This is a genomic window from Oceanirhabdus seepicola, from assembly GCF_023684385.1.
Taxonomy (GTDB): domain Bacteria; phylum Bacillota; class Clostridia; order Clostridiales; family Clostridiaceae; genus Oceanirhabdus; species Oceanirhabdus seepicola.
This window is the reverse complement of the sequence record NZ_JAGSOJ010000003.1, coordinates 121,080-134,692: the sequence shown is the minus strand read 5'-3', so window position 1 is coordinate 134,692 and position 13,613 is coordinate 121,080. Positions and strand designations below refer to the sequence as shown.

Genomic DNA, 13,613 nt, shown 5'->3' with positions numbered 1-13,613 from the left:
ATGTTGTTATATATATTTTTAATCATATGTTCCTTTCATTTATTACAATTTTCATAAAATCTAGTCATATTTCTTATCACTATAATATACTCTTACATATATTATAGTGATACCTTATTAATTAATACAAAGGAGTTGTGTTTATGAAAATTGGTATTCTAAGAGGACACAATACGATATACAACCGTGGCGCCAACGGGATTTTAAAAGAAGAAGATATGATAAATGATGTATCTTTTAAATTGATAAATAAACTTAAAGCCGCTGGCCAAATTGTTATTGATTGTACCCCAACCCAAGAAGATTTTAAAAACATTCATTCTACCACAGATAGTTTAAGAATAAGATGCCAACGAGCAAATGCTGCTAACGTGGATATTGTTGTATCCATACACTTCAACTACTATAATGGTCAAGCAAATGGAAGCGAAATATTTTATGTTAGCGAGAATGGTAATAATATAGGTCAACCTGTACTAAATGAAATAGTAAATTTAGGCTTTACCAACAGAGGGATGAAAAAGAATACCTCACTCTATGTTCTAAACAATACCATAGCACCTGCAATATTGGTTGAGGGATGTTTCTGCGACTCAGTAAAGGATACAAACCTCTTTGATAGTGAAAAGATGGCAACCGCCATATTTAAAGGCTTAACCGGTATTAAAGGTACTTTAATATCAACGTCTCCAACTGCTTCTAAAGATCAAATAGCCACCTGGGCCAAAGAAAATTTTTTAAATGATAATTACAAAGAACTTCTTGATATTTACTGGACTGATTGTATTTCTAAGGAAATCAACCCCGTAATATTATTTGCCCAAATGTGCCTTGAAACAGGCTTTCTATATAAAATACCTAGTCAAGCTGGAATAGATGCCTCATATTATAATCCATGTGGATTAAAAACCACTTCTGGTGGAAGCAATATAGATCCTACCGCTCATAAAAAGTTTAAAAATTGGAAAGAAGGGATTACGGCTCATATTGATCATATGGGATTATATCTTGGTTTAGATGGCTATCCAAAAGAATCAACGCCTGATCCTAGACATTTTTCTTATCTAAAAGGAATAATTACTACAGTAGAAGATCTTGGTAAAACGTGGACAACATCTGACACCTATGCTTCAGTATTATTAAAATATAGTTCCGAGATTGAAAATACTGAAATATTTGTTCATACTGATTTAGAAAGGCTAGCTAAAAAAGTGGATGACTTAGAAACCTCATATTCTTATTTATCCTCTCAAATTTCACAAATTAATTCTAGACTTTCATCACTAGAAGATAACTTGCAATTTTTTACAGAAAGAATTGCTACCTTGACTTCTAATGTATCTACCATTAATCAAAATATCGCTTCATTACAAAGTTTTGTTGATAAAACATTAAAACACTATCAGGATATAATAAAAGAGGTGTAAATTTACACCTCTTTTATACTAAAATACTATCTTTTTCAACATTAACAAATACATTATTTTGGCACTGATTGCTATTGTCTATACTTCTTATCCCTTTGGTGCTATTAGATAATACTCCTGAGGTAAAAGAATTATCTCCATCAGCAAAAGTTACGCAAGCCTCTTTCATATTACCAATAATTTGTCTCTCAAATTTGTTACATCTATCAATGACGATTATCCCATTTCTTCCATTTGAAATAACATTATTGTTGATTTCATTATTCTGAGAGTTAATAATCATCCCTGCATCTTCACAGTTCTGGAATGAATTTTTATCAATTTTTGTGTAAGGTGAATTTACAAATAATCCTGTATCAGTTGTTATTACATTCTGAATAATTTCATTGTACTTGGATCCACTATGACTTAAATTAATACCAACTGGTGACTTAGTCGCTATATTCTTACATATTATAGTATTAGTAAGAGGTTCTATGCTATTTGCTACACAACCTAATATATTGTTATTAAACACATTGTTTGTTATTTTATGATAATCACCACCAATATTCATTCCAAATAATCTACATTCATCAAATGAACAGTTGGTTATTGTATTATTTTTACCTGACAGAACCATACCAAAGCTGCCACAAGCACTAAAATGAACTTCTTCCATTTTAATTGAATCTCCATTTATATAAGCTCCAACATAGTAATTCTCAATATTTAAGTCATAAAACTTAATATTGTCAGCTAAAACAGTGAATGCTATGTCATTCGAGTTAATACCACGTATATTTACACCTATAACAGTGAGACCTCTAATTGTAATATCCTTCTGCGTTATTATCACTTGTTCTTTATATTCTCCAGGTAGCAATATTATTGTGTCTCCAGCTGATGCTGAGTTTACAGCATCTTGAATTGTTGATTTATCTGTTGGGACAATGATATCTGCCATATTCCTTCCTCTCCTCTTTTGTTTCATATTATGCTATATACTATGCCAAATTGTAAAACAATGGCACAAATATTTGTTATATCTCATATAATGTGATATTATCTTATTATTAATTATGGCGAGGAGAGTTGTTATGATATTTTTTATCATTTTAGCATGGTTTTTATTGTTCACTATTCTATTTTTTGCTTTTACTTTCTATAAATTTTTACGTAGTAGAAATACAATTATTCAAGATATAAATGATAAATTAAGTAATTATATTGAGAAACTTGGAATTCCTAATGACAATATAAATTTTATTAATTCTCTCGGTTTTGACTCACTCAATCCAGATTTCAGTTATAAAGAGTTATATATATGGACAGATAATGATATGCTAAAGTTTGCAAACGGTGATTTTGAAAAAGATTTAGGAGTGGCAAGTATACTCATTAAAGATATTCATGGTTATATAAGAAAAACATACAAGCATTCTGAAAAAGCAGATACATATTTATATTTTAATAATGATAGTTCAAAAGTATTATATTTTAAAGAAGATTCAATTAATACGTTGAAAAAACTTCTTCCAAATAAAGAACTAACATCTAAGTAGTATTTCTAACGGAGGGTTCTAAATGATTAAAAATATTATATTTGATATTGGAAATGTACTCCTGAAATTCGAACCGAGAAAGTATTTGACTAAATTATTTAATAATAAGGAAATTGAAGATTTGTTATTTAATGAAATATTCAAAAGCGATGAATGGTTGTTGCTAGATAAGGGTTCAATAAGTGAAACTGACGCAACTTCAATATTTGTTGAGCGTTTACCCGAGAGGAATATCGATATTAATCTTTGTATGTCTAATTGGAAAAGTATCCTTGTTCCTATCAAAGAGAATGTAGAAGTCTTAAAATCCCTTCATAATAAAGGGTACAACCTTTATATTTTATCTAATTTTCATAAAGCGGCATATAATCATATAATAGATTCTCATGATTTTTTCTCTCTTTTTCATGGTGGTGCAGTTTCCTTTGAAGAGAATCTATTAAAACCCAATATAGAATTTTTTAATATCTTACTTGATAGATATGCACTGAATCCATGTGAATGCCTATTTATTGATGATACATTGGATAATATAACTGCTGCTTCTTCACTTGGAGTAAATGTAATTCATTACACTGGAGATTTTTTATTAGAAGATAAAATAAAGAGTTTTATAGATTAAAAACTAAGAATCAGGCTGTTGAAAAAGCCCAATGTCATCGTCACTAAGACTCGCTGTGCTGCTCGAGTACTATTTGTACACTCCGCTGCTCGCTCCTCTTGTTCCTTGACCTTGGGCTTTTTCAACGCCTGAAACCTTATTTTTTTCTCTTTTCATCAATCTTTGTAATTATCAAAATAGTGCACAATATAATAGTTGCGAAAATAATGCATAGCCCACTTATTATAACACTATCATCAAAGCTATGAATAGGAATAATCATAGCGGTTTTATATGCTATAAATAAAAATAATATATATGAAATTATAAATACTCCTAAGTAAATAAACACTTTTTTCATTGATCCTCACTCCTATGAATATAGTCTTAACTCCCAATAGGTAATTATTCATTTTCATGGAATCATATACTATATATTTACATCACTGGTTGTTTTATCATTTTGAGTTTGATATAATATACTTAATTAATATCTGGGTGTAGCGCAGATGGTAGCGTGCAGGTATGGGGTGCCTGAGGCCGCTGGTTCGAGTCCAGTCACCCAGACCAAAACTCTCAGGATGTTTTAAAAGCTCAATCTCTACGTCACTAAGGTTCTCTGTGCTGCTCAAGTACTAATTGTACAATCCGCTGCTCGTTCACCTTGTTCCTTGACCTTGAACTTTTTAAACACCCTGAAATTCTAAAGCAACAAAATAAAATGAAAACAATATAACTTTGTCAAAAAACTCAGATAAGTAACTCCGAGATTTTCAGTATTCGTAATTAAATAATTCTTTGAATTCATTCATATCTATTTTTTTCTCATATTCTAAGAACCTAATCAACTTTTTGCTATTTAAATCTCTAATCTTCATATTACCATCTAGCTCTATATATTCATCATGCAACTCAAAAATTTTTTCTCCATATTCTTCTTCAATTAATCTCCCTTTATTACCACGGAAATACTTTAAGTGATCAACTCCAAAAATATCTTGATATCCTATTTTAACGAATATCACCACTTTTATTTCTAAACTCACTCCTTGATTTTTTGCATACTGAGCTATATCATTATTTAAACTATCAATTATCAGATTGTTGTTATCTCCAATTGCCTCAAATACTAATTTATCGCTCTCTCCGAAATATTCTCTATTAACTTTAAAAAAGTCTTTAATTGGTAACATATACTTTTCATTTCCATAAGAAACCATTAAGAATACTATCTTGTCACAGTTAAATTCATAAAAATTTCCCCCTGAATTATGTATTTTAAGGCTATTGTCTGTATAGATTCCCTTTTCATTCTTATTTTCATATAAAATAGCCATATTAAAATGTGGTTGTAACTGCATATCCATATATTCTCTTTGCTTATCGTATATTTTAGTCTGTGTGTAGGTAAAGTATATTCCTGCAGAACCAACTATAATAGTTACCACAACGTTGATTAAAAGCAGAATTCTTCGTATTCCTCTCCACACAACATAACTTTCTCTATTTTTATCTTTACAATTATTTTTTTTCACTCTATCTCAGCTCCATAATTCAACCCACTTCCCTTTTACTATATCACCAACGATAAAAATCTATACAAAAAAACTCGCCGTATATTTCAGCGAGCTTTATACTTATATTTTTTTCCATGAACTCTTTAACAGTAATTGTATAGAAGTCACCCATCTTCTATAAATGGGTGATGAATAATACTATCTGTAAACATATTTTTACATATCATTTACAATATTTTTAATCCACTTATTTGAAAGCATTCTCTTTAAACCTATCACAACTTTTACAACCTCTTCAAGGTTCACTAATGCAATAACAACAGGTATTGGAAGTTTTAACCAAAGACCACCTATTATAGCCATAGGTATTCCAATACACCATACTGTTCCACTATCTAATAACATGGCAAATACAGTTTCTCCACCACTTCGAAACACGCCTACTACAAGAATACCATTAAGTATCTTTATGAATGAAATGAATCCCATAACTATGAGAATTGTGACAACATCGTTCTTTATTCCTTGTTCCACGTTGAAAAGTTTTACAAACAATGGAGCTGTCATAATTAATATTGCTCCCATTATAATCCCCACATAAACTCCAAGTTTACAGAGACGTCGCGCGTAGGTATTTGCCTCTTCAACGTTATTATCACCAATTTTATTTCCAATCATAACTGCTGAAGCACTTGCAATACTTCGGCCTATAATCATAAACAAATTAAGAATTGTATTACTTATCTCTGCGGAATTAACTGCCTCTGTACTAATTCGCCCATATATAACAGCATAGATTGTCATTCCAAGAGACCATAAAAATTCATTGAATATCACAGGTAATGCAGTTTTAAGAATCTTTGCTACAAACTCTCGTGAAAAATCAAATAACTCACTAAACTTAGCAGCAATAACAGTCCCTCCGTTATATTTATACAGAAGATATAATGTAACAAATAGTTCTATACATCTGGCTATCAGGGTTGCAATAGCTGCACCTTTAACTCCCATAGCTGTAAATCCAAATTTACCAAAAATAAGTGTATAGTTTAAGAAAGTATTAATCCCAAGTGATACTACACTAGCATACATAGGAATTTTGGTCAAACCTACACTTCTAGCAGACATACCAAATCCAAAGGTTATACTTGTTAAAAGATAACTAATTCCTATTATTCTAAGATATTCAGTACCTAATTTAATTACTTCAGCATCTTTAGAGAACATGGTCATAACTGTCTTTGGAGCTAATGTAGCAGCAAGTGCGAATATTACGCTTACTGCCCCTCCAATTATTAAAGACAACCCAAGTACCCTTTTAATATTTGGGATATCCCTTTTCCCCCAAAACTGTGCTGAAAACACTCCAGCACCACTATATACTCCAAATAGTATCAATACAAAAAGAAAAAATAGCTTATTAGCTTGTCCAACAGCAGCTATTGCTTCCTTTCCTAATTGACCAATCATAATATTATCAACAAAGTTTAATGATGTAGAAAAAAAGTTTTGTATAGTAATTGGTATAGCTATGGTTACCAACGCCTTTATAAACCCTTTATCTTTTAATTTTAACCCTTTCATGCTCACTCTCCTTTTTTCTATCCTAAAATATTTCGTGTTTCGAATTACCTATTAGCATATTATACAATACTAGGAGTAAAAGGTAAAGCAAAATTAAAGTTGCTTTTAGTGTATAAATTCATAATAGAGAAATTTTGTGCAATTGTTTCTTATTAAGCATTGCCAGTCAGTACACAAAATCTATTTAATATCTTACTTTCCAATTACTCTCTATAAGTTATATTATTCAAAAAAATACCCATAATCGTCATCCCCATTAATGCTTCAATAGTTATTAACATTCTGGTTATTAACGTAATTGGTACAATATCTCCATATCCAATAGTGGTTATTGTAACTGCACTCAAATATAGCATGCTTAAAAAGTGATTATTTATCTTATTTGAAAACCCTTTACTTGCGAGAAGAAATTCTTGTATCTCCTTCTCTATTCCCTCATCAATCTTTATAACTGGTGACAAGAATCCCTCATGTTTGAACAATTGGTTATAGTTTATTTTATCTACATCAATATTGTCACATTTAACAAAAACATTGCTAGTTACAACCAGAGGAACAAAAAATTTATCATTAATTTTTATAGCATTTGTGCTAAGAGATATATCAAAAAAATCCGTATATACTACATTCTCAATATAATTCTTTTTATCACAATCATCTATATGTTTATCAGTAATCTTTTCAGGATTTTTCACCTCTACAATAAGATTTATTGGAACTATTACCCGTTCACTCTTCACATAACTTTTACCAACATTCATAGTGGTAATATCTATCTCGATATCATCAAAACACAATTGTTCTTTTTTATAAACATCCATAAAATTAGCTTTCATAGCTTCTAGAATTTTCTTTGAAAACTCCTCTGCTTCTTTATCATAGCCACTCTCAAGCCTTATAGTTTCATGATAGAATCCACTTGGAATATTAGTGTATATCACAGCAAAAACAAACATTACAAGGATATACAAACTTAACACAACTCTAATAGGTATTTTAGCCAACTTTCTTCTGGCATCTTTAATCCATCTTATCATACTATTTACCTCATCATCATATGCATACTTATATTCTGCCTCATCTCATAATAGATATGTACCCAAAATACTCCTTTTACATCTTCTTAACGTACAAAAATAAAAAGCCTAGAATCCCCCCCTAGTAAGGAATTGTAGACTTTAATAATCAATATTCTCTATATTATGTTATTTATTTGAATATGCCTAAAATGAATTACCTTCGAATTTCAATATATTAACTCTATAGACAGCTTCCCCTAGTATATTATCGTAGCTAAAGAATCCATACTTTCTACTATCAGAGCTATTCATTCTATTATCTCCAAGTACAAACACATTCCCTTCTGGTACAATATATATCCCTTCTGGTCTAGTAACACCTTGTTCTTTTATGTATACTTCATCAAGTTTTTTATCATTAAGATAAACAAATCCTTTCTTTATCTCAATTTTATCCCCTTCTATTCCAATTATTCTTTTTATTATACTATCTCCCTGTTCAATTTTCTTTTTTATAATTACAATATCACCTCTACCATACTTCTTAGTATAATGAGGCACCCTATTAAGAACTACTCTATCACTATTATCTTTCATATTCAATGTAGGATACATTGATTGTCCATCAACAGGGATAATATCAACTACAAAAAATTTAATTGAAAAAATAACTGCAAAAATTATGATAACATCTAAATTTTTCTTCAAGAATTTTTTCACGAAACACTCCTCCTTACATCATATCAATCAATGTCATTTTTTAAACTTATTAATAGCTTGTCTTCACATTCTTTATACTCATACATCTCTCTAACAAACTCTTCAGCATACAGATATATTTCATATTTTTCAGTTTGAAGAATTCCATAAAAAAAAGGTTTCTTTATCTTCATGTATGTTTTAAAAATCTCCTCAGAAATGTAATCTTTAATATTATCTAAAAAATTCTCTGCAATTTTTTTACTTTGAAATGATATTATTCCTTCAGCAAATTCTTCAACAACAAATTTCATATTTTCTAATGTTGATTCTTCATAGTTTAATCCGCCAACTAGTAAGGGCTGTTCATTATGGTCAAAATCCATCTAATCTCTCCTTTTGATTATTTGAAGTCATATTTAATTTATCGACTAATATTTATAAATGTTAAGAATGTATCTTATAGTAATGAATTTCTCAATAACCATATTATACACTTTTAAGATAATTCCTGCATCTTGAAATCCATATTTTTTCATGTTCTCCAGTATCCACTATGTTCTTAACCAAATCTTCTGCTGAATATATTTTTTCATCCCTACACCATCTTAATGTCTCTTCGTAGAGCCCAATATCATCATATTCTTTAGTATATATACCGTAAATATATTTATAATCATTTAATATAGCATAAACAAGTCTAGTATGCCCATCAATACATACAGCTTTACCATCTATTCTCACAAACGTACAAATAATTTCTTCTGAGGATTTTACCCACTCTTTTAGTTGTTTCAATTTACTTCTATCTACTGTTAATTGGCTTGGACACACGTCTTTCACTTTTATCTTAAATATTTCAGCTGGGTTAGGATTTTCATAAGTATACACATTTCCTTTAAGAAATCCAGCTCTCAATATATCATTTTTCTCTTCAGAAATCTTTTTCATCAGTGGTATTTCAATAGCTATATTTTTAATATATTCGTTCCACCAAAGAAATTCTTGAATAAATCCTTCCAAGAGTTCCAAATGATTTGTAGCCTTGTCCCATGAAATATTAATATGTTCTATTCTTGCATTAACCATATCAAAAATATTAAATTCAATGGTTCCAATAACTTTATCATCTTTTAAAGCTAAAAAACAAAGACGTCTTCTTAATAAATCTATGTTTTTAAAATCCTTTTTTTTATCTATGTCTGCTCTCTTAAAAACAATTCCTTCTTTAATCTCCATAGCCCCTCCTTACCTCTTACCAAAAATTATTTCCCCTATAAAATGTATATGAAAATAACACCAAAAAAGTTTTTAATATACTAGATTTATTTAAAAAAACTAAGATATCCTTATTATTTCCACCAAGGATATCTTAGTTATTTTTTTACTCAGCCATTTCTAAGGCAATTTTCATCATATTCGTAAATGCATTTTGTCTTTCTTCAGATGTTGTTACTTCTTCAGTTGCTAAGTTGTCTGAGACTGTTAATAAGCAGGCTGCTTTTTTACCCAATACATTTGCATTATGGAATAAAGCAAATGACTCCATTTCAACTGCAACACATCCATGTTTTTCATAAATCTCTTTGTATTCATGGAAATTTTTACGATAAAATACATCACTTGAGTGAATTCGCTCTTTATGAATTTCAATTCCTAACTCTTTTGAAAATTTCTCTAGTTTGCTATTTAAATCAGTAGATGCAGCAATTATATCACTATCATATCCACTTTGAACTTTAGCAAAACTTGATTCACTCCACGCTTCCGTACTCAATATTACATCATATAAATTTAAATCTGCTGTATAGGCTCCACATGAACCAATACGAATAATATTCTCTACTCCATAAAATTCAAATAATTCATATGAGTAAATACCAATACTTGGCATACCCATGCCACTTGCCATTACAGAAATTTTACGACCTTTATATGTCCCAGTATACCCAAATACGTTACGTACAGTATTAAATCTTTCTACATTCTCCAAAAATGTATCAGCGATAAATTTAGCACGTAATGGATCTCCAGGCATTAATACTGTGTTAGCAATAATTCCTTTATCTTTTACTTCAATATGGGGTGTTGGTATCATATCAATTCCTCCTTAAATTTTCTAATAATTTCATCCACATTTAGGCATGTAAATGATTACTCCCTAGTTACAGTATTGCAATATCTTGTGTATTAATATACATAAAAAAGATAAAAATTAACTCCCCTATACTATAATAGTACGAGTACATGCTTTTCACAATACAATTACATAATTTTTTTATATTGACAACCTATAAAATCCTATGTATAATGAAACGTATATTAAAAAATTTAATAGAGATTACTCTTATCAAGAGCGGTGGAGGGACTGGCCCTATGAAACCCGGCAACCTACTTATGTAAAGGTGCTAAATCCTGCGATATATTCGTATCGGTAGATGAGAAGAACTAACAACCTTAATCTTGAATTGTTACTTCCTTCTTATCGAAGGAAGTTTTTTATTTTAAAATTTTCTTTGTGATTAAGGTTATTATTATACCCTCAATCCTTTAGCACGTTAATCCATTAATATAGGCATATATGGACATACATATTCAATAATTTTGGAAGGAGATACAATATTGATAAAGATACTTAATTTAGAAAAGAAATTTAAGCTGAAAAACTCAACTTTTAAAGCTTTAGATAATATAAATCTTGAGTTTGAAAAGAGAAAAATTCACGGCATAATCGGTGAGAGCGGAGCTGGGAAATCAACACTTCTCCGTTGCCTAAATAAATTAGAAACCCCTACAAGCGGGATGATAGAAATCGATGGTACTGATATCATATCATTATCTGATCTTGAGCTTAGACATTTTAGACAAAATATGGGTATGATTTTTCAGGACTTCAATCTACTAAGTTCAAGAACAGTATATGATAATATAGCTTTTCCTTTAGAATTAGCAAAGACCTCAAAAAAAGAAATTCACGAAAAAGTTACAGAACTGCTTGAGATTGTGTCTTTATCTGATAAAGCATCATCATACCCTTCTCAATTAAGCGGAGGACAGAAACAGAGAGTTGCTATAGCTAGAGCATTAGCTAATAACCCTGAATTTTTATTGTGTGATGAGGCTACTTCAGCACTTGATCCTAAAACAACAAAACAAATTCTTGATCTTTTAAATAATATAAACAAAGAATTTAATATTACGGTGATTCTAATTACACATGAGATGGATGTAATAAAAGAAATTTGCGATACTGTAACTCATCTTATTGATGGAAAATGCTTATATTCTGGAAAGTGCTCTGATTTCTTTGTAACTTATGAAAAGAAAATTCATAAAGATTCATTAATTAATGAAAAGAAAGATATCATTGATAGTTGCCAAGGAAAAGTAATATATCTAACTTTTACTCATTCCTCTGCAAAATCTCCTATCATATCAAGACTAAGCCGTTTGTTAGATATAGATGTTAATATAATAAACGGGCAAATTGACAAAATTGGTGACATTGTACTGGGTAATCTAGTTATTGAAATTGAGAACAACAATTCTCTTTTGGAAAAATCATTGAAGTTCTTAGAAGAATCATCGGTAGAAACGGAGGTAATTAAATAATGCGATTATTAGAACTTTTATTACCATCAACATTGGAAACACTTTATATGGTGAGCATATCAATACTTTTCACAATAATAATTGGATTACCACTTGGAGTTCTACTTGTTGTTACTGAAGAGACTACTATACTTCCTAATAAATTTATAAACACAATTTTATCATGGATTGTAAACATAGGTCGTTCCGTACCTTTTGTGATTTTAATGATTGCAGTTACCCCTTTTACAAGATTCATAGTAGGCACTTCAATTGGTACTAACGCAGCCATTGTTCCACTTATTTTTGCTTCTATTCCATTCTTTGCAAGAATCGTGGAATCAGCCTTAAAGGAGTTACCACCTGGAATAATTGAAGCTGCTCATGCAATGGGAACCCCTCCTAAACTTATTATTTTAAGGGTGATGATCCCTGAAGCATTATCTCAATTAATTTTAGGTACTACTATAACATTGATTGCTCAAATAGGTTATTCTGCTATGGCAGGAATAATTGGCGGTGGTGGTCTTGGTGATCTTGCCATTCGCTTTGGATATCAACGCTCACAAAACGATGTCTTATTTGCTTCTGTTTTAGTGCTTATTTGCTTAGTTATGTTAATACAATTTTGTGGTAATAAATTATCTAATTATTATAATAAAAAATAATCAAAAAACGAGGAGATATTTATATGAAAAAATATACAACTGTACTATTAACTTTATTTACTTTACTTTCAATTTTCACTTTTTCTTCATGTGGTGCATCAAAAAATGCTGGAGAGGACAATGTTTTAAAAATAGGTGCTACTCCTGTTCCTCATGCAGAAATTTTGAATCAAGTTAAACCCTTACTAAAAAAAGAAGGATTCGAATTACAAATAATTGAATTTAACGATTATGTTAAACCTAATGATGCTTTAAATGATGAAGAAATCTTAGCAAACTTCTTCCAACACATACCATACATGGATTCTTTCGCAAAAGATAAAGGATATCCCCTTATTAGTGCAGGTAGTATCCACGTAGAACCTTTAGGAGTATATTCTAAAAAAATATCTGACATAAAAGATATTCCTAATGGTGCAACTGTAACTTTACCAAATGATCCAACTAACCATGGAAGGGCTCTTATTCTTCTTCATAATAACGGCATAATTACTTTAAACGATCCTACAAATTTGTCCGCATATTATAAAAATGATATTGCTGAAAATCCTCATAATCTAGAGTTTACTGAAATTGAAGCCGCTATGCTTCCAAGAACTCTTAATGATGTAGTTCTAGCTGTAATAAATACTAATTATGCCCTTGATGCTAATTTAAACCCAACTGAGGATGCACTTTTAATTGAAGGAAAAGAGTCACCTTATGCTAATATAATAACTGTCCTTGAAAAAAATAAAAACAATGAAATGATTAAAAAGCTTATTAAAGCTTTACAGAGTGATGAGATTAAGAAATTTATTGAAGAAAAATATGAAGGTGCAATAATTCCTGCTTTCTAAACCCTTTAATATACAAGTCCTTTATTTAATAAATAAAATTGCCACCATTATGAGTACTCTAGTAATGATGGCAATTTTTCTTATGGAACCACTTAACTTTCACATAATTAACTGATTTAAGTAC

Annotated in this window: 15 protein-coding genes, 1 tRNA gene and 1 riboswitch; of the genes, 7 read left to right on the top strand and 9 right to left on the bottom strand. The window is 30.1% G+C overall.

The annotated features are described in order from the left end of the window. Positions 1–143 precede the first annotated feature (143 nt). Positions 144–1,427 (top strand): N-acetylmuramoyl-L-alanine amidase, encoded by a 1,284-nt coding sequence (locus tag KDK92_RS14450; RefSeq protein WP_250860040.1) that lies wholly within the window; start codon positions 144–146, stop codon positions 1,425–1,427. 13 nt (positions 1,428–1,440) lie between these two features. On the opposite strand, the gene KDK92_RS14445 is transcribed toward KDK92_RS14450, so the two are convergent. Further along, a complete protein-coding gene (locus KDK92_RS14445; protein WP_250860039.1) occupies positions 1,441–2,373 on the bottom strand; it encodes a right-handed parallel beta-helix repeat-containing protein in 933 nt (310 codons plus the stop codon). A gap of 133 nt (positions 2,374–2,506) precedes the next feature. On the opposite strand from KDK92_RS14445, the gene KDK92_RS14440 reads away from it, so the two are divergent. Both KDK92_RS14440 and KDK92_RS14435 read left to right on the top strand, forming a co-directional pair. Continuing rightward, on the top strand, positions 2,507–2,971 hold the full coding sequence (locus KDK92_RS14440; RefSeq protein WP_250860038.1) for a hypothetical protein: 465 nt from the start codon (positions 2,507–2,509) through the stop codon (positions 2,969–2,971). Positions 2,972–2,993: 22 nt separating this feature from the next. Beyond that, positions 2,994–3,593 carry an HAD family hydrolase gene (locus KDK92_RS14435; RefSeq protein ID WP_250860037.1) on the top strand — a complete coding sequence of 200 codons (600 nt, stop codon included), beginning with the start codon at positions 2,994–2,996 and terminating at the stop codon, positions 3,591–3,593. Between the two features lie 136 nt (positions 3,594–3,729). Here the strand turns inward: KDK92_RS14435 and KDK92_RS14430 are convergent, their stop codons facing one another. Then, positions 3,730–3,933: a hypothetical protein gene (locus KDK92_RS14430; protein WP_250860036.1), complete on the bottom strand. Its 204-nt coding sequence runs from the start codon at positions 3,931–3,933 to the stop codon at positions 3,730–3,732. Between the two features lie 133 nt (positions 3,934–4,066). Between KDK92_RS14430 and KDK92_RS14425 the strand changes: the two genes are divergently transcribed. After that, positions 4,067–4,142, top strand: a tRNA-Pro gene (locus KDK92_RS14425). A 203-nt stretch (positions 4,143–4,345) separates the two neighbouring features. Here KDK92_RS14425 and KDK92_RS14420 read toward each other — a convergent pair. The 7 genes from KDK92_RS14420 to deoD all read right to left on the bottom strand — a co-directional run bounded on the left by KDK92_RS14420 (position 4,346) and on the right by deoD (position 10,486). After that, positions 4,346–5,107 (bottom strand): hypothetical protein, encoded by a 762-nt coding sequence (locus KDK92_RS14420; RefSeq protein WP_250860035.1) that lies wholly within the window; start codon positions 5,105–5,107, stop codon positions 4,346–4,348. A gap of 198 nt (positions 5,108–5,305) precedes the next feature. After that, positions 5,306–6,673 carry an MATE family efflux transporter gene (locus KDK92_RS14415; protein ID WP_250860034.1) on the bottom strand — a complete coding sequence of 456 codons (1,368 nt, stop codon included), beginning with the start codon at positions 6,671–6,673 and terminating at the stop codon, positions 5,306–5,308. A 203-nt stretch (positions 6,674–6,876) separates the two neighbouring features. Continuing rightward, positions 6,877–7,710 carry a potassium channel family protein gene (locus KDK92_RS14410; RefSeq protein ID WP_250860033.1) on the bottom strand — a complete coding sequence of 278 codons (834 nt, stop codon included), beginning with the start codon at positions 7,708–7,710 and terminating at the stop codon, positions 6,877–6,879. Between the two features lie 186 nt (positions 7,711–7,896). Beyond that, entirely contained in the window at positions 7,897–8,412 is a 516-nt protein-coding gene (gene lepB, locus KDK92_RS14405; RefSeq protein ID WP_250860032.1) for a signal peptidase I, read from the bottom strand. 23 nt (positions 8,413–8,435) lie between these two features. Continuing rightward, a complete protein-coding gene (locus tag KDK92_RS14400) occupies positions 8,436–8,777 on the bottom strand; it encodes a hypothetical protein (RefSeq protein ID WP_250860031.1) in 342 nt (113 codons plus the stop codon). Positions 8,778–8,880: 103 nt separating this feature from the next. Further along, complete coding sequence (locus KDK92_RS14395; RefSeq protein ID WP_250860030.1) at positions 8,881–9,630, bottom strand: hypothetical protein; 750 nt, start codon at positions 9,628–9,630, stop codon at positions 8,881–8,883. A 145-nt stretch (positions 9,631–9,775) separates the two neighbouring features. Further along, positions 9,776–10,486 carry a purine-nucleoside phosphorylase gene (gene deoD, locus KDK92_RS14390; protein ID WP_420852343.1) on the bottom strand — a complete coding sequence of 237 codons (711 nt, stop codon included), beginning with the start codon at positions 10,484–10,486 and terminating at the stop codon, positions 9,776–9,778. 249 nt (positions 10,487–10,735) lie between these two features. Beyond that, positions 10,736–10,836: riboswitch (SAM riboswitch) on the top strand. A gap of 177 nt (positions 10,837–11,013) precedes the next feature. Between deoD and KDK92_RS14385 the strand changes: the two genes are divergently transcribed. From KDK92_RS14385 to KDK92_RS14375, 3 genes are read left to right on the top strand one after another with little or no spacing between them, the layout of a single operon-like run. Continuing rightward, the gene (locus tag KDK92_RS14385) at positions 11,014–12,003 is read left to right on the top strand and encodes a methionine ABC transporter ATP-binding protein (RefSeq protein WP_250860028.1); all 990 of its coding nucleotides are present in this window, start codon (positions 11,014–11,016) and stop codon (positions 12,001–12,003) included. Continuing rightward, entirely contained in the window at positions 12,003–12,650 is a 648-nt protein-coding gene (locus KDK92_RS14380; protein ID WP_250860027.1) for a methionine ABC transporter permease, read from the top strand. The genes KDK92_RS14385 and KDK92_RS14380 overlap by 1 nt, the downstream gene beginning before the upstream one ends. A gap of 23 nt (positions 12,651–12,673) precedes the next feature. After that, a complete protein-coding gene (locus KDK92_RS14375) occupies positions 12,674–13,489 on the top strand; it encodes a MetQ/NlpA family ABC transporter substrate-binding protein (RefSeq protein WP_250860026.1) in 816 nt (271 codons plus the stop codon). Positions 13,490–13,613 lie beyond the last annotated feature (124 nt).

Coding starts and splice junctions, on each gene's coding strand:
- KDK92_RS14450 (WP_250860040.1), top strand. CDS start 144: ATGAAAATTGGTATTCTAAGAGGACACAATACGATATACAACCGTGGC.
- KDK92_RS14445 (WP_250860039.1), bottom strand. CDS start 2,373: ATGGCAGATATCATTGTCCCAACAGATAAATCAACAATTCAAGATGCT.
- KDK92_RS14440 (WP_250860038.1), top strand. CDS start 2,507: ATGATATTTTTTATCATTTTAGCATGGTTTTTATTGTTCACTATTCTA.
- KDK92_RS14435 (WP_250860037.1), top strand. CDS start 2,994: ATGATTAAAAATATTATATTTGATATTGGAAATGTACTCCTGAAATTC.
- KDK92_RS14430 (WP_250860036.1), bottom strand. CDS start 3,933: ATGAAAAAAGTGTTTATTTACTTAGGAGTATTTATAATTTCATATATA.
- KDK92_RS14415 (WP_250860034.1), bottom strand. CDS start 6,673: ATGAAAGGGTTAAAATTAAAAGATAAAGGGTTTATAAAGGCGTTGGTA.
- KDK92_RS14410 (WP_250860033.1), bottom strand. CDS start 7,710: ATGATAAGATGGATTAAAGATGCCAGAAGAAAGTTGGCTAAAATACCT.
- KDK92_RS14400 (WP_250860031.1), bottom strand. CDS start 8,777: ATGGATTTTGACCATAATGAACAGCCCTTACTAGTTGGCGGATTAAAC.
- KDK92_RS14395 (WP_250860030.1), bottom strand. CDS start 9,630: ATGGAGATTAAAGAAGGAATTGTTTTTAAGAGAGCAGACATAGATAAA.
- KDK92_RS14380 (WP_250860027.1), top strand. CDS start 12,003: ATGCGATTATTAGAACTTTTATTACCATCAACATTGGAAACACTTTAT.
- KDK92_RS14375 (WP_250860026.1), top strand. CDS start 12,674: ATGAAAAAATATACAACTGTACTATTAACTTTATTTACTTTACTTTCA.